Annotated in this window: 13 protein-coding genes; 4 read left to right on the top strand and 9 right to left on the bottom strand. The window is 72.1% G+C overall.

Going from position 1 to position 15598, the window contains the following annotated elements:
• Positions 1–8: 8 nt before the first annotated feature.
• From IPJ59_RS13260 to IPJ59_RS13280, 5 genes are read right to left on the bottom strand one after another with little or no spacing between them, the layout of a single operon-like run.
• Positions 9–3062, bottom strand: a complete 3054-nt coding sequence (locus IPJ59_RS13260; RefSeq protein WP_293271919.1) for a poly-gamma-glutamate biosynthesis protein PgsC/CapC — start codon at positions 3060–3062, stop codon at positions 9–11.
• Positions 3059–3754, bottom strand: a complete 696-nt coding sequence (locus tag IPJ59_RS13265; protein WP_293271921.1) for a CHASE2 domain-containing protein — start codon at positions 3752–3754, stop codon at positions 3059–3061. The genes IPJ59_RS13260 and IPJ59_RS13265 overlap by 4 nt, the downstream gene beginning before the upstream one ends.
• On the bottom strand, positions 3751–4176 hold the full coding sequence (locus tag IPJ59_RS13270) for a hypothetical protein (RefSeq protein ID WP_293271922.1): 426 nt from the start codon (positions 4174–4176) through the stop codon (positions 3751–3753). Before IPJ59_RS13270 ends, IPJ59_RS13265 begins: the two co-directional genes overlap by 4 nt.
• A 60-nt stretch (positions 4177–4236) precedes the next feature.
• Positions 4237–4665 (bottom strand): S8/S53 family peptidase, encoded by a 429-nt coding sequence (locus tag IPJ59_RS13275; protein WP_293271923.1) that lies wholly within the window; start codon positions 4663–4665, stop codon positions 4237–4239.
• On the bottom strand, positions 4662–6050 hold the full coding sequence (locus IPJ59_RS13280; RefSeq protein ID WP_293271924.1) for a protease pro-enzyme activation domain-containing protein: 1389 nt from the start codon (positions 6048–6050) through the stop codon (positions 4662–4664). The genes IPJ59_RS13275 and IPJ59_RS13280 overlap by 4 nt, the downstream gene beginning before the upstream one ends.
• Positions 6051–6521: 471 nt before the next feature.
• Between IPJ59_RS13280 and IPJ59_RS13285 the strand changes: the two genes are divergently transcribed.
• Positions 6522–8300 (top strand): IgGFc-binding protein, encoded by a 1779-nt coding sequence (locus IPJ59_RS13285; protein WP_293271925.1) that lies wholly within the window; start codon positions 6522–6524, stop codon positions 8298–8300.
• Positions 8301–8357: 57 nt separating this feature from the next.
• Here the strand turns inward: IPJ59_RS13285 and IPJ59_RS13290 are convergent, their stop codons facing one another.
• Positions 8358–9032 (bottom strand): hypothetical protein, encoded by a 675-nt coding sequence (locus IPJ59_RS13290; RefSeq protein ID WP_293271926.1) that lies wholly within the window; start codon positions 9030–9032, stop codon positions 8358–8360.
• A 500-nt stretch (positions 9033–9532) separates the two neighbouring features.
• On the opposite strand from IPJ59_RS13290, the gene IPJ59_RS13295 reads away from it, so the two are divergent.
• Entirely contained in the window at positions 9533–10774 is a 1242-nt protein-coding gene (locus IPJ59_RS13295) for a DUF7481 family protein (protein ID WP_293271927.1), read from the top strand.
• Positions 10775–10860: 86 nt separating this feature from the next.
• Positions 10861–11673, top strand: a complete 813-nt coding sequence (locus IPJ59_RS13300; RefSeq protein WP_293271929.1) for a hypothetical protein — start codon at positions 10861–10863, stop codon at positions 11671–11673.
• Positions 11674–11729: 56 nt separating this feature from the next.
• Here the strand turns inward: IPJ59_RS13300 and IPJ59_RS13305 are convergent, their stop codons facing one another.
• A complete protein-coding gene (locus IPJ59_RS13305) occupies positions 11730–12242 on the bottom strand; it encodes a hypothetical protein (protein WP_293271930.1) in 513 nt (170 codons plus the stop codon).
• A 485-nt stretch (positions 12243–12727) separates the two neighbouring features.
• Here IPJ59_RS13305 and IPJ59_RS13310 point away from each other — a divergent pair, with 485 nt between their 5' ends.
• The gene (locus IPJ59_RS13310) at positions 12728–13501 is read left to right on the top strand and encodes a WxL domain-containing protein (protein WP_293271931.1); all 774 of its coding nucleotides are present in this window, start codon (positions 12728–12730) and stop codon (positions 13499–13501) included.
• 9 nt (positions 13502–13510) lie between these two features.
• Here IPJ59_RS13310 and IPJ59_RS13315 read toward each other — a convergent pair whose 3' ends face one another.
• A complete protein-coding gene (locus IPJ59_RS13315; protein WP_293260400.1) occupies positions 13511–14872 on the bottom strand; it encodes a sensor histidine kinase in 1362 nt (453 codons plus the stop codon).
• The gene (locus tag IPJ59_RS13320) at positions 14869–15552 is read right to left on the bottom strand and encodes a response regulator transcription factor (RefSeq protein ID WP_293260397.1); all 684 of its coding nucleotides are present in this window, start codon (positions 15550–15552) and stop codon (positions 14869–14871) included. The genes IPJ59_RS13315 and IPJ59_RS13320 overlap by 4 nt, the downstream gene beginning before the upstream one ends.
• Positions 15553–15598 lie beyond the last annotated feature (46 nt).

The following is a 15598-nucleotide window of genomic DNA, read 5'->3' on the forward strand; positions in this document are numbered from 1 at the left end:
CTTCGCCGTCATCGCGCCGCCTCCCCGAGGATCAGGCTGCGCCCGCGGAGCCACAACGCCCGCCGCCACGCGCTCGGCGCCACCCCCAGCAGCGCCCGCCCGCCGAGCGAAGGCCCGAGCCACACCAGCGCCCGCGGCCCGCGACGACGCGCCAGCACCACGAAGCCGCGACCCGTGGCCTGCCCGAGCCCCGCCCGCAGCGTCCACCCGCCCGCGATCACCCCGCGCAGCAGGTGCAGGTCACCGTTGTCGGCGAAGCGCTCGACCTGCTCGAGCGCCGCCGCGAAGCGCAGCCTCGCCTCGCCCTGCTCATCCTCGTCGCGCGCCGCTGTCGCCAGCACAGCCAGCTCATCAACCGAGGCGCACACCGGCCCCGTCAGCCCGAGCCGCGCCACCCGGGCCAGCTCCACGCAGGGATCGTGCGGCACATGGGCCCGACGCAGCCCCGGCGGGAACCACAGCACCGCCGCCGACGCCCCGACCAGCGCCCGCGCGTACTCCAGCTGCGCGTTGCCGACGCCCGACAGCGACGCCAGCTCCGCCGACCCGTCCGCCACCCGCCGCGCCGGCACCCACGCCAGCGGCCCGCCCGGCAAGAACATGTCCGTGAGGCCAGGTGGCAGCGGTCGCGGATCGAGGGCCGGCTGCCCGAGCCCGATCACGACCTCGTCCGCCCCGGCCCGGGCCCCGAGCCCGCGGATCTGCAGCACCGCCGCGCCAGCCCCCGCGGCCACCGCCGCCTGATGCAGCGCCTGCACCGGCGCGTGCGCCCCGAGCGGCGCCGCCCCGCCGATCACCAGCGCCCGCCCGCCGCTCGCCGCCCACAGCTCCGCCGCCAGCCGCCCGCTGCCCGGCTCGTCGCTCGCGTGCGGCGCCTCGACCACCAACCCCGAGTCCCCGCCGCCGACCACCAGCGTGCCCCAGCCGACCCCCGCCGGCCGCCACGCCTCGGCCAGCACCCGGCACGGCCCCGCGTCACACACCTGCATGTCCCAAAGGACATGGTCGATGAGACCGGCCATGCGCCCCGCGATCGCCAGCTCCTCCGCGCTCGCCCCCGCCAGCAGCGGCGCCGCCACCCGCCGCTCGAGGAACGCCAGCTCCGCCGTCGACGGCGCCGCCGCCGGCCCCAGCGGGCGCACCCCGTCCCCGCGCTCGCGCGCCCCGAGCCACGGCAGCAGCGCCGGCGCCGTCCGCCGCGCCGGCGCCCCGCGAGCCAGCGCCGCCCGCAGGTCGTCCGGATGCACCCGCAGCACCAGCCGCTCCCCGCTCCCCCACGCCGACCCGTCAAGCCGCGGCGGCTCCGACCACTCGAGCCGCGGCGTCGGCAACGACCCCGCCCCGACCAGCCCCGCCGCCAGCCGCTGAAGGTCGAGCGACGCCGGCAGCTCGCGCTCGACGTGCAGCAACGGCCCGCCGCGCTCCACCTCCGCGTCGCCGCGCAGCTCGAGGTCCCCATGCGGCGCCAGCCGCTCGCGCGCCCGCGTGAAGCGATCGTCCTCCTCCGCGCTCGCGTCGCGCTCCGCCACCACCAGCGCCCGCGCCCCGATCGCCTCCGCCAGCAGCGCCGCGACCTCGGCCGCCGGCGCCTCCGCCACCGGCCGCGGCACCACGATCACCGGCCCCACCTCGCCGCCCTGCGGCCACAGCACCGTCACCCCCTGCCCGTCCGCCCCGCCCCGCTCCGCCCCGAGCACCGCGTGACCACCCCGCGGATCCTCGACCAGCGCCACGACCACCAGATCCGCCGCCTCCGCCGCCCGCGTCGCCGCTGCGAGCCCCGCCTCGTCCGGCACGGCCTGCCAGCGCGCCAGCGCCGTGAACGCGTCGGCGTGGGCCAGCCGCGCCTGCGAGCTGCGCGGCGCCGGCTCGGGCGGCGCCAGCTCGGCCTGGACCCGCGCCAGCGCCGTCGCCCCGAGCGGCGTACGCAGCAGCCGCTGACTCGCCGCCTGCGGCCCGGTCGGCGCCGACGCCCGCAGCGGCGCCACCAGGTCGAGCCCGAAGCCGATCGCGCTGCCCAGCGCCCACCCGAGCGCCGCCGTCGTCAGCGTCGGCAGCAGCACCCGCACCGCCGACCTGCGCTGCAACATCCGCAGCGCCAGCAAGCTCGACAGCAGATACCCAAAGCCGAACAGATCCCGCGGCCGCAGCCCGACCAGGCGATCGCCGACCCCGAGCGACAGCAACCACTTGAGCACCACCGACAGCGTGAACACCAGCGCCACCTTGCGCGGCCCCTCGAGGTTCATGCGCCCGAGCGGCGTGAGCCGCAGCAGCGCCAGCGCCGTGACCCACAGCAGCAGCGCCTCGCCGATCGTGATCGCCAGCTCGGTCGGCGTGAACAGCAGCAGCCCGAGCAGCGCCGGCACCAGGATCCCGCCGAAGTCCCAGCCGAAGCGCAGGTTGAAGCGAGCCGCCAGCGCCGCGGTCGTCAGCAGCAGCAGGTACGACTTCGCGTTGCCGAGGAAGTCCAGCGCCGTGTCCTCATAAAGCAGCTCGAAGCTGCTGAGCGACAGGTTGGTGTACGCCAGCAGCACCGCCGACAGCCCGAGGTAGGTCAGCCCCGTCACCACCGCCAGCTGCGACAGCCCGCGCAGCGCCCCCGGCTTCCACAGCAGGTTCGCCGTCAGCGGCACCAGCACCAGGCCGATGCTGTAGAACTCGCGCACCGGCGGCAGCGCGTAGCCCAGCTGGCGCTCGAGCCAGCCCGACAGCGCCGGCAGCAGCCACAGCTGGTCGTGCTGGCGCACCAGCACGCTGGCCACGACGATCAAGAAGAACCGGTCGCGCCCGAAGAACGGCGCCCACACCCGCGTCGGCGCCAACCCGTAGGCCAGCCCGCGCGCCAGCAAGTACGTCAGCAACGCCTCGGCCACGATCACCAGCGCCGTGGTCGGCTGGACCACCAGCACCGACGCGAGATATCCCGGCACCACCAGCCCGACGAACACCCAGCCCAGCGTCTCGGTGAACAGCAGCGTCACCCACACGCCCAGCAGCACCGCCAGCACGATCGACTGATCGAGGCCGCCCGGGGGCAGCAGCTCGTGCACCGGGCTCACGCGTCGGACACCTTGTGCAGCCCGCTCGCCGAGCCCGCGACGCCTGTCCTTTCGAGCAGGTCCGCGGGCAAGGCCCGCTCCGTCAGGCCGAGCAGGCGCGCCGCCGCCGTGACCAGCACCACCGTCACCGCCACGCCCGCGCCCAGGCGCAGCAGCCCGGCGGCGAACAGCCCCGCGTCGAGCACCAGCGCCCCCGCGATCGCCGCGCCGGTGATCGCCAGCACCGCCGCCAGCCCGCGCCCGCGCAGCGCCGCCGTCAACGCCAGCGCCCACGCCGTGGTCGCCAGCAGCCCGAGCCACCACGCCGGCGCCGGGGCCCACAGCGCCCCGTCGAGCGCCCCGAGCAGCGCCTGCGCCTCGACCTGCGCCGGGCTCATCAGCCCCAGCGGCGTCGTCACCGTGCTCGCCGCCGCGTCCGTGCGCCCGACGACCACCACCCGGTCGCGGAAGGTCCCCGCCGGGATCTCCCCCGCCGCCACCCGCAGCGCCGACACCGTCGGCAGCTGGGCCACGTAGCGGGTCGGCAGCGGCCCGCCCCGCGCCGCCAGCCCCAGCGCCGCCAGCACCGGGCCCGGGAATTGCGGGTCGTCCACCCGCCGCAGCGGCGCCCCGACCAGCGGATCGACCCCGCCCCCCGGCCCCTCGCCGCGGACGTAGCCCGGATCTCCAACCTGTCCCTCAGGCCAGGTCACCGCCCCTCGCCCACCTGTCCCTCAGGCCAGGTCACCGTCCCCTCGCCCACCTGTCCCTCAGGCCAGGTCACCGCCCCCTCGCCCACCTGTCCCTCAGGCCAGGTCACCGCCTCGCCGACCTGTCCCTCAGGCCAGGTCCCGCTCGGCCAGACCACCAGCCGCGGCGCCCCGCCCGCGATCGCGGCCGCCAGCGCCGCCCGCTCGCTCGCCGGCGGCGCCCCGCCCCAGCGGGCCAGCGCCGCGTCGTCGATCGCCACCAGCAGCGCCGCCTGGGTCCGGCTCGGCCCCGCCAGCGCCCGGGCGTAGCGCGCGTGCAACCCCCGCTCGGCCGCCACGAACAGCCCCGAGCACGACCACGCCGCCGCCACGGCGAGGCCGGCGATGGCGACGAGGCGGTGCGAGGGTCGGGCGGAGATCGGCATCGGTACAGTCTGCGTGCCCGTCAGGGCACCCCGGTCACGGGCGAGTCACACGCGCGCCGATCACGGCAGCGAGTCGGCCAGCTTCTTGGCCCGCGGCGCGCCCCAGCCGGTCGGGTAGTCCCAGCCCTTCTTGGCCGAGAACAGGTCGGTCGCGCCCATCGTCACGTCGCGGAAGCTCGCCTTGACCAGCGCGTCCGTGTAGATGACCGGCGTCAGCAGCCCCACCGGCGGCAGGCCCTGGTCCGCGCGGTAGCTGTTCACCGTGGCGATCAGCCCCGCGAACACCGGCGCCGCGAACGAGGTCCCGCCGTAGCTCTCCCACGCGCCGATGCGGCGGATCCAGTAGCCGCCGCTCGAGAAGCCGGCGTTGAGCGCCACGTCGACCGTCGCGCGGCGATCGTTCGGCACGATGCCGACCTGCCAGTCCGGGACCAGGAAGGTCTTGGCGTCGCCCGAGCCCGACGAGTCCCACGCCGTCTCGCTGATCACCCCCCGTTGCCGTTGGTCAGCAGGTCGGTGCCGCCGACGCACACCACGTAGGGGCTGGTGCACGGGATGTCCGGCCGCGCCGAGTCGCCGCTGGCCGAGATCACCGTGATGCCGAGCGAGGCCCCCATCAGCGCCGCGTGGTTGTACTGGTGGCGCAGCGGCAGCGGCTCCGAGTCCTCGCGGTGGGCGAACGAGTCGGTCAGCACCTGGACCTCGCCGAGCGCGATCGCCTCGTTGAAGCCGTACAGCAGCGAGGTGTTGCGCGAGTCCGGGCCCTCGTAGGTGATGATCTCCGCCCCCGGCGCGATCGACGACGACCACTGCACGTCGAGGATCGTCTCGGTGATGCGCGTGACCACCGGCTCCATCATCTGCTTGCGCTTCGGCAGCGCCCGCGTGATCCCGAAGGTCTTCCAGAAGGTCTGGAGGTCCTTGCTGTGGTAGGTCGCCGCCGCGATCACCCCGATCTTGATGCCCTGCCCGTTGAACCCGACCGCGTACAGATCATCGACCTCGTACGCCGCCGCGACCTCCTTCGGGTCGAGCGCGCCCGGCCCCGGCGGATCGTTGATCACCGCGCCGGCCTCCCCCGGCAGGCTCCCGGTCGCCGCCGGCAGGTCCGCCGTCAGCAGCCCCGTCGTGCGGTCGGCCACGAACTTCGGCAGCGTGAAGCTGTCGACCGTGCAGTACACCTCGAACGGCGGGTTGCCCTGCTGCGGGTTCTTGCGCAGGCAGATGTGCAGCGTCGTCTTGAAGGTGTCGTTGAAGTCCTTGACGCTGCCCTTGAACGCCACCACCAGGCGGTTGCTCGAGTCGAAGGTCACCGCCAAGTTGCGGAACTCGAGCCACTCCTTGATCAGGTCGTAGTCCGCCTGCGTCGGGGCGTGCGCCGCCATCCACTCGGCCACCGTCAGGTACTCGCCAAAGCTCGGGCTGTTCGGGTCGTACATCGCCGCGACCTTGCCCTCGAGCGTGCCGAAGCTGCGGGTCGGGAACCCGATCAGCCCGCGCACCTGGTTGTCCAGCGGCGCCTCGCCCTGGTCGTCGTACACCCCCGGCAGCGGGCTCGGCAGACCGTCCGGCTTCTCCGTCGGCACCTGCTCCTCCGGCGGGATGTCGCACAGCGGCCCGTCCGTGTCGCAGGTCGCCGTCGTGCTGCCGTCGCCGGTGGTGGTGCTCGGGTCGACCGTCGTCGTCGTCGTGACGTCCGTCGTCGACACCGTCACGGCCGTCGTCGTCGGCGGGTCACCCGTGGTGTGCGTGACGCCGCTGTCCGGATGGCTCGGGTCGACCGTGTCGGTCTGGCTATCAAACGTCGTCGTCGGCAAGGTCGACGACGCCTCGGTGGTGGTGGCCGTGATCCCGCCCGTGCTCGACTCGGTCACCGAGCCAGCCGAGTCGTCGGAACACGCTCCCGCGAGAGCGAGGAGAGAAAGCAGGGTCAGGGGGGCAAGGGTGAGGCGGAGGCCGCCAACGGGGGGAGTGTGGGGCATGACAAAACCTCGAAAGCTGTGAATTCACCGCAGGGTAAGGCGGCAAGGCTGGGGCAATCCAGTGCCTCGCGCGGGGGCGGCTGACCCCGCAGGCCACGATGGGCGCATTCGGCCGATCGTGCACGGACCGTGAACACACAAGGAAAAAGCCCGCTGGCCGTGGGTGTCCGCCTCCCACCCGAGATTTCGTCCCCAGCACCGGCTCATTACAGTGATGTTCCTCTCGTCACCCTGAACGGCGTCCACTTGGAACCCGCGGCGCAGCTGGCCAATAGAGCATGTCCCTTCAGACATGTCACCCGGACCCCCGGTGCCCGCCAACGCCGCGATGTAATAGCGTGGGGCCCTCCAAGGACCACCCCCATGCGCCTGCGCCCCGCCGTCACCCCACCCCTCCTCGCCGCCCTCCTCCTCACCGCCTGCGGCGACAGCACCAGCGGCACCAGTGAGACCGCGACCGGCACCGCCAGCGCCAGCACCGGCGCCTCGGTCGGCCCGACCACCGACACCCCGACCAGCGTCGGCCCGACCACCCCGACCAGCGACGTCACTGACAGCGGCATGAGCGGCTCGGCGACCATGGCCACCACCGACCCGCAGCCCTCGACCGGCACCACCAACCCGACCACCGCCACCACCAGCGGCCCGGGCACCAGCACCGGCGCCGTCGACCCCGACACCGGCACCGGCAGCACCAGCACCGCCAGCACCGGGGCCGAGTCGAGCACCGGTGAGGACCCCAACTTCGGCCAGATCCCCGAGACCTGTGAGCAGTCCGAGCTGTCCAAGAGCACCGTCGGCTGCCTCTTCTACGCCATCGACATGGACTCGCACGACCTCGCCGAGACCGGCCAGTACGCCGTCGCCGTCGCCAACGTCCAGAAGCTGACCCCGGCCAACGTCACGATCGAGCGCAAGCAGGGCAACGTGTGGAACGTGATCGCCGGCCCGACCCAGATCACCGCCCTGAACCTCGGCACCTTCAACCTCCCCGACCAGCACACCGACGACAGCCAGCTCGGCAAGGGCTTCGCCTACCGCGTCAAGTCGGACGTCCCCGTCATCGCCTACCAGTTTAACCCGATCGACGGCCAGAACTCCTTCCTCTCCGACGCCGCGATGCTCTACCCCGTGACCGCCTGGGACCACATCAACCACGCGATCACCTTCACCTCCACCACCGACAACACCAACACCCCCCAGCGCAGCTACGCCAGCGCCGTCGCCTTCGTCGACAACACCAAGATCACCGTCACCCCCAGCGTCGCCACCAAGGCCGGCGCCGGTGTCCCAGCCGGCGCCCCGGGCGTCCCCTTCGACGTCGTCCTCATGGAGGGCGACGTGCTCAGCGTCGCCATCAACAACATCGGCACCTCGCTGTCCGGCACCACCTTCGAGAGCGACAAGGCCACCCCCTTCGCCATGTTCGCCGGCCTCGAGTGCGCCCTCATCCCGACCCAGACCTGCTGCTGTGACCACATGGAGGAGCAGATCTCCGGCGTCCGCCTGTGGGGCAAGAACTTCGTCGCCGCCCGCGTCCCCGTCCGCAACCCCGCCATGCCCGAGACCTCGCTCTGGCAGCTCTACGGATCCGAGGACAACACCGTCGTCAACATCGTCGCCGACCCCCAGGTCACCGGCCTGCCGCCGAACCCGATCAAGCTCAACAAGGGCCAGGTCGTCGAGTTCTACGCCGGCGGCACCACGAAGGAGCCCGGCGACTTCGAGATCACGTCCGACAAGCCGATCGCCGTCATGAACTACATGACCGGCGCCGAGAACCTCCCCGGCAACCTCAACACCACCGGCGACCCGCTCTCCGTCCAGATCCCCGCGGTCGAGCAGTACCTCCCCCGCTACGTCATCCTCGTCCCCGGCACCTGGATCAACGACGTCGGCGTCTTCACCCGCATGGCCGGCGCCATGATCAAGATCGACGGCGTCACCATCCCCGACATGGCCTTCAACCCCGTGGGCAACTCCGGCTTCGAGGTCGCCCGCGTCCCCCTCGCCGACGGCATCCACGTCCTCGAAGGCGACGAGACCCCCTTCAGCGTGATCGTCGTCGGCTACGACCAACACGACAGCTACGGATACCTCGCCGGCACGGGCACGAAGATCATCAACCCCGATCCACAGTGAACGCGAGCGCGACGCGCTCCACCGCGGCCACGAGCGCCCTTGCTGCGCTCGCGGCCGTCAGGTCGTCGTCTCTCGCATCGTCAGCGATCCATCGCGCGCGATCCACACGATCCATGTGGGCCGACTCGAGCAGCCATCGGGATCCTTGCAGCCACGGACGAAGGTGTAGACGCGGTTGCCGGCGGCCTTCAAGCGCCGGATCTCCGCGGGATCGCCGACAAAGAAGTTCCTGTACGCCAACTCGACCGAGGTCGAAGTCGCCTGGACGACCGAGCTCAGCCGACCGACGTTTAACCACTGCGCAAAGGTGACCTCGAAGTTCATGCCGAACGAACAGCGCACGCTGACGGCATTGAAGTACCGTAAGAGGGCGTCGAGCTCCGCCTCCCCGGTCTCCAGGCGCCCCGCGCTCCACGCGTCCGCGAACGCCACGCCCGGCTTGAGAGTCACGAGCAGCATATCGGCGGGCAGGATCGCCAGCTCGACCTGGGCGACCACCGGGTAGGTCTTGCGGATCAGCGCGAGTTCACCCTCGATCTCGCTCAACAAGGCCAGCGGGATCCAGATATCGTCGGCCTCGCGCGACCCCAGCGTCATTATCTCGGGGGCGAAACGCAGCTGCTGCTCGCGCAGCAGCACCCCCGCAGGAACCTCGCCGATCTCTGGCATTCGCACGTCGGCCTCGCCCGCACCCGACGTCGATCCTCGGCAACCAACCATCGCCGCCGCCAACGCCATCACCCGTAGCGATCGATTTATCAGCACACCACCCCCACCGACTGAAAAAGTGTATCACAGGTCCCGCCCACCACGTGGGTCCGCGCTCGAAGACCGGACTTGCCCCGATCACCCCGCGTCCCCGATGACCCCGGCAGCGAATCACAGATCATGCGTCGTCGATCCCCGGCGCTTATGTGGGCACCGTCGATCAGCTGCCATTCGGCGCCGGCGGCGTACAAGCAGGACAACTGCATCAAGGTCGTCCTGCGGCCCTGAGGCAAGCGCGCCGATGCCCGGCGCTCCGGCCTGCTGGCCGCGACCGCCACGATCGTCCCACCCCGCTTCGTCGCACTGTCGTCCGGCTCTCCCGTGTAGGATGGTTCGCTCGGGGGGGGGACGGGAAGGGCGGGGAACGGACCAGGGGGGGGCACACCGGCGCCCCCCCCGCGGCCCGCGACAGGGGGGAAGAGAGGGGCCCATGCCGGCCCGGCTCGCGCCTGATCCCGCGAGCCGTGGCGAGCCCCGAAGACCCCGCCCGCGTCGCCCAGCTGCTCGGCTGGCACGACCAGACGCTCGCGCTCGACTGCAGCTTCGCGACCACCGTCGACGGCGACATCCGCTGCGTGCCGATCGACACCCTGGCGATCCGCGGCTTCTCGAGCCCCGACTGCGCGCCGGGCACCGAGATCGTGATCATCGCGGCCCAGCAATTCGACTGCGACCAGGGCCTGGTGACCTACTGGCAGAATGCCCCCACCGCGGACGAGAGCTGCGGCCAGTGGTTCCCCGAATACGGCGCGATCAAGCTCGGCCAGAAGCTGGCGATCACCCAGGGCTATCGCAACGACGGAGGCGCGTGCGTCCCCCAGTGGAAGCCCTCGCCCGACTGGACCGCCAACTATTGCCAGTACAGCGAGGCGCCGCTCGCCGACTTCGTCCGCGCGGACACCCTGTCGGAGCCCGTCGGCGCGGTACAACGCCAGACCCTCGTCGGCGAGGACGGCAGCCGTCAGGTCTGGCGCGGCTACGACCCCGAGCTCAAGCACGAGGTCTACCCCGACCGCGGCCGCCTGCTGCCGCCCGTCGGGGGCCAGGCCGAGGCATTCTCCGATCCCGGCTGCACGACCCCGGCGGCCTGCGGGACGCCGTGCCGCGGCGGCGTCACCTTGTTCTGGGACGATGAGCTGTGCGCGGCGGACGTCGCTCGCCTCGGCGTCACCGAGGTCGACGGCTATGCCGGCGACACCTGCATGGCGATCACGCTGGGCCCTGGATCGACGTGCTACGAGGTCGTCGAGCTCCGGCCGCCGCTGCTCTACGAGCCGCTGCAGGTCGGTGCGGGTCGACTCCAGCTCTCGTGGGCGCGCCACGCCGATACCCTGCTCGTGCCCGACGGGTACTTCTACGACACGGTGCTCGAGACGCCCTGCTTCGCAATCGAGGCGAGCCCGGGCCAGTTCCAATGTGAGGCCTCCGCCGCGCAAATGCACTCTGTATTCTCCGACCCCGAGTGCCTGGTCCGACTCGGCGCCGAATATGAGAATAGCTGCAAGCCGCCGCCCGGCGCCGTCGGCAGCCCCGACGGGCCCCTGCGCGTGATGCCGCTGCCCGCGGTGGAGGGCCCGACCTACACCCGCAACGGCCAGCCCGACGATGGCCCGGCCTTCAACTGCAGCGCCCGGCCAAACCCCACGCCACTCTACGATCTGCTCCCCGCCGAGGTCGGCTGGGCGCCCATGATCAAGCTCCCGTGATCCAGGCCGCCGCTGCGGGTCTTGCAGGAGGTATGCACGCAGATCCTGCTGCGGCGGCCCGCCCCGCTCTGCGGCATCATCTTGAGATGGTGATACTCGACGCGCGCATCCTCGCCCCCTTCGCTGTGCTGCTCTTCGTCGGCTGTCCTGGACAGCCCGGCGGAGACGACAGCGGCACGTCGACGGGTACGGGCGCCAGCACCATGACGCCGACAAGCACCACCAACAGCACCACCAACAGCAGCCCGACGGGCAGCAGCACCGCGGACACACCGGACCCCACCACCGCAGGCAGCACGGCAGGCAGCACGGCAGGTGATACCAGCGGCACCACGGGGGCCGTCGACACGACCGGCGGCGATGAGACCTCCGAGCCGATCGACGTCACCTGCACATACCCGGGCTCGACCTCGGAGGGTCCGCTGGCGCCGGATGTCGCGCCCGAGTGCGCGTGCGTGGACGCGCAGGGGTCTCTGGTTTGTAAGTCCCCGCTTTGTCCTTCTATCAGCGGCAAGTGCTCCGGCGGTGACATCTTCCAGCAGCAATGTCACGGGTCGTGGAGCTACGACGAGGCGGCACTGGATTGCGCCCTCGCGGCGGCCCGCGATGGCCTCGAGGGCACGCTGTACTGGTACTTCGCGCCCAACAACGGATTCTCGGAGCACTATGGCTTCCTCCACATCGTCTCCGAGCGCCGCGCCATCCGCCAGGACGTGAATTGGATCGACCTCGGCGGCGAGGTGAGCGATACGCAACTGTGGCAGCTCAAGGACGCGGCGTACTTTCAAGGGTGCATCGATCTGCCGACATTCTGCGAGCGGCTCGCCTGCTTCTTCGCGGGCACGGAGGCAATCGCGCTGTCCCTGTGCCTGCCCGGCTTCTACGATCGGGAATTCTGATCACGGGCGCGCGGCACCACCTGGAAGCGTGGAGGACCCCGCGAACCCGTCTCGCCTCAGCGCTGGGCCTCGCCGCCCTCCTCGGCCCACGCCCGCAGCTTCTGCTTGAGCTTCGCCTCGGCCTTGCTGCCGACGTGCTCCCAGTCCTCGTCCGGTTCGGCCTCGGCCCACTGGCGGATCTTGTGTTGCAGTTTGTGCTCGACCTTCTTGGCGATCTCCTCCCACTCCTTCTGGTCGCGCAGCGATCGCTTCGGCGGCCTGGGGCGATACGAGCGTGAGCCGCCGCCACAGATGCAGCCGATGCCGAGGAGAAAGCCGAGGTCGTACCACCCGCCGGTATTGTGCAGCTCATAGACGCGGACCTGCTCGCTGAACAGGCCGATCACGAGCGTCACCCACGAGATCATCCCGTGCCACAGCCCCTGCCAGAAGCCGGCCGGCGCGTCGACGGTGAAGCGCGGATCGCCAGCGGCGCAGCCGAGGACGAGCAGAGATATCAGCGCACACGCTAGGAGAGGCGCCGCGGCGCCGTGGCGCCTCTTGGGAATTCGGGCGGGACAGTGGTCCATGGCAATGTTGGCAATCCCAGAGCAAGGCCTGTGCCAGCGGGCCGGGTTGTAATCTGTGGGCTTTCGATGACCGCCGCCGGTGGCCGGCGAATGGCTTGCACCTCCGTGCAAGCGCTTCATCGGCTGCGGCCGTTGCTCGAGCGGCGCGCCCATGATGTGCGCAGATTCTGCTGCTGCTACCCGCCGCGCCCCGCGGCATTCTCCACTGAAAGCACCATGAACCTTCGCACCATCGTCCTCCTCTCGTTCGGCGCCTTCCTCACCGGTATACGGCCGGCGCACGCGGCCCCCCCCCGGGCGGGGGCAAGGGGGAGAGGTCGCGCCGGAAGGTCCACCGCGAGGTGCACCCGGGTGGGCCCCAATGCGAGAACACTCTGCGATGCCTGTCGACCCGGCGCGTCTGGCCGCAGGGGGTGAGGGCCCCGGAGCCCCGCGCGGGGGGGGGGGGGGGGGGGGGGGGGGGGGGGGGGGGGGGGGACATGGTGATGCTCGACGCGCGATCGCTGACCTCGCTGGCCTCGCTACTCTCGCTGCTGATGGCAGGCTGTCCAGGACAGTCAGAAAGCGACGACAGCAGCACGTCGACGGGCACGAGCGAGGGCAGCACGACGCCCACGAGCACCACGGCGAGCACCACAGCGAGCACCACCAGCACCACCACCAGCACCACCAGCACCGCCAGCACCACCAGCACAGCGGACAGCACGTCGGGCAGCACGGCGGGTGACACCAGCGGCACCACGACCGGGGCGGTGGACACGACCGGCGGCGATTGGACCTCCGGACCGATCGACCCCACTTGCACAAACCCGGGCTCGACCTCGGAGGGTCCGCTGACGCCGGATGTCGCGCCCGAGTGCGCGTGCGTCGACGACCAGGGGTCCTTGCTGTGCGACTCCCCGCTTTGTCCGAGTATCGGCGGCAACGACGAGGCCGCCCTCGACTGCGCCCTCGCGGCAGCCCGCGATGGCCTCGAGGGTACGCTCCGGTGGTACCTCTCGGCCGACGGCGGATTCACGTCACACGATGGCTTCCTCCACATCGTCTCCGGGCGCCGCGCCATCCGCCAGGACGTCTACTGGCAAGACCTCAGCGGCGATGTGAGCGACACCCAGCTATGGCACCTCGCCGACCCGGCGTACTTTCAGGGCTGCATCGATCTACCAACATTCTGCGCCCGCCTCGCCTGCTTCTTCGCCGGCACGACCGGGAGCGCGCTGTCGCTCTGCCTGCCCGGATTTAACAAACGCGGCTTCTAGCTAGCCCCCCTACCCCCGCGCCACCACCACATGAAAGCAGGCCCCCCCGCCCTCGCGCGCCGTGACGAAGGCCCGCCCCCCGTGCGCCTCGGCCACCTCGCGCACGATCGCCAGCCCGAGCCCCGCCCCGTCGCTGCCGCGTTGCAGGCGGTGGAACGGGGCGAAGATCGCCTCGCGCTCGCTCGCCGGCACCCCGGGTCCGCGGTCCTCCACCGTGATCGTCAGCCCTGACTCGCCGGGTCGCAGCGTCACATCGACCGCCCCGCCTGGCGGCGAGAACTTGATCGCGTTGGCCAACAAATTGTCGACCGCCTGACGCAGCGGCCCCGGGTTGGCGCGCAGCGGCGCCTGCTCCGGCCCGTGCACATGCAGCGTCACGCCGCGGCGCTCGGCCGGCGCCCGGTGCCCGTCGATCGCCGCGCGCACCAGCTCGGCCGCGTCGATCGGCACCCGCTCCCAGTCGGCCCGGCGCAGGCTCGCCATGTCGAGCAGCTTGCTGGCCAGCGCCCCGAGGCGGTCGACCTCGGCCCGCACCCGCGTCAGCGCCTCGATCAACTCATCCTCGCTCCGCGGCCGCCGCAGCGTCACGTCGATCTCCATCCGCATCGCCGTCAGCGGCGTGCGCAGCTCGTGCGCCGCGTCCGCGATCAAGCGGTGCTGGCCCTCCGCGGCCGCCCGCAGCTTCGCGGTCGCGTCGGCGATCGCGTCGCGCAGCCCCGCGATCACGTCGCTGCCCGCGTCCGACTCCGGCTGCGCCGTGAAGTCGCCGTCGCGCAGGCGCTGCATGTGCGCGTGGAGCCGCTGCACCCGGGCTCCCAGCCCGCGCGCGTGGCCGATCTGCAGCGCCAGCATCACCAGCGTCAGCGCCGCACCGATCAGCCCGGCCGCCCGCGCGTAGGCGGCCAGCGCCGCGTCGTGACTCGCCAGCGAGACCGCCAGCCAGATCACGTGCGGCTCGCCGCGCGGCGACCCGATCGTCACCCGCAGCTCGCGGATCCGGTGGTCGTCCGCCAGCGTCCGGGTCGCCAGCTGCGGCGTCGCCCCGACCGTCGCCAGCTCGATCCGCGGCGGCGCCACCGAGTCGTCCGGGAACGCCAGCAGGCGCCCCCCGTCGGGCCCGTACAGCGCCCCGCGGTGCTGCAGCCGCTGCAGGTCCGCGATCAGCGTCGACTCCTCGAAGTGCAGGTGCGCGTCCTGACCCGGGCGGTCGAACAGGCTCACCGACTCGCTCGCCGCCTGCAGCACCAGCCCGCGGTCCACCGACTCGAGCAGCAGGTGCTCGAGCACGAAGCCGATCACCACCAGCGCCAGCACCAGCAGGCTCGCCGGCAGCGCCGCGCCGAAGATCAGCAGGCGCCGCTGCAGCGTCACCTGCGAACCTCCGCCAGCTGCAGACGGAAGCCGACCCCGCGCTGGGCCCGGATCGTCGGCGCCTCCTCGCCGAGCTCCGCCAGCTTGCCGCGCAGGTAGCCGATGTACACGTCGAGCACGTTCGGCTCGCCGTCGAAGCTCGGCCCCCACACCCCCGCGAGCAGCTCCGACCGCGTCAGCACCTCGCCGACCCGGCGAAACAGCAGCGAGCACAGCGCGAACTCCCGGGCCGTCAGCGCCACCTCCTGCGCCCCGTGGATCAGCGCCCGCTTGCGACCGTCGAGCAGCACCGCCCCCGCCCGCAGCTGCGCCGCCTCCCCGCCGCGACGTCGCCCCAGCACCTCGATCCGCGCCAGCAGCTCCGCGAAGTCGAAGGGCTTGACGAGATAGTCGTCGGCCCCGGAGCGCAGCCCCAGCACCCGCTCCCCGACCGCCCCGCGCGCCGTCAACATCAGCACCGGCGTCGCCACCCCGCGGTCACGCCAGCTCCGCAGCAGCGACAGCCCGTCGCCGTCGGGCAACATCCAGTCGAGCAGAATCACGTCGTACGCGATCGTCTGCGCCTGCCCCAGCGCGTCGGCGCAGCACGAGCATGCGTCGACCACGTGCCCCTCCTCCCGCAACCCGCGCTGCAACAGCACGACCAGCCGCTCGTCGTCCTCCACGGCCAAGATCCTCACGCCTCCGCCTCCCGCAGCCCGCGCCGCGACACGTCCGCGACGGCCA

The sequence above is a fragment of the Nannocystis sp. genome (genome assembly GCF_016714285.1).
In the GTDB taxonomy this organism is placed as follows: Bacteria; Myxococcota_A; Polyangia; order Nannocystales; family Nannocystaceae; genus Nannocystis.

What these genes read in the sequence shown, in the direction of transcription:
- IPJ59_RS13270 (WP_293271922.1), bottom strand. Translation starts at nt 4,176, where the DNA reads ATGCCGATCTCCGCCCGACCCTCGCACCGCCTCGTCGCCATCGCCGGC.
- IPJ59_RS13285 (WP_293271925.1), top strand. Translation starts at nt 6,522, where the DNA reads ATGCGCCTGCGCCCCGCCGTCACCCCACCCCTCCTCGCCGCCCTCCTC.
- IPJ59_RS13300 (WP_293271929.1), top strand. Translation starts at nt 10,861, where the DNA reads ATGGTGATACTCGACGCGCGCATCCTCGCCCCCTTCGCTGTGCTGCTC.
- IPJ59_RS13305 (WP_293271930.1), bottom strand. Translation starts at nt 12,242, where the DNA reads ATGGACCACTGTCCCGCCCGAATTCCCAAGAGGCGCCACGGCGCCGCG.
- IPJ59_RS13310 (WP_293271931.1), top strand. Translation starts at nt 12,728, where the DNA reads ATGCTCGACGCGCGATCGCTGACCTCGCTGGCCTCGCTACTCTCGCTG.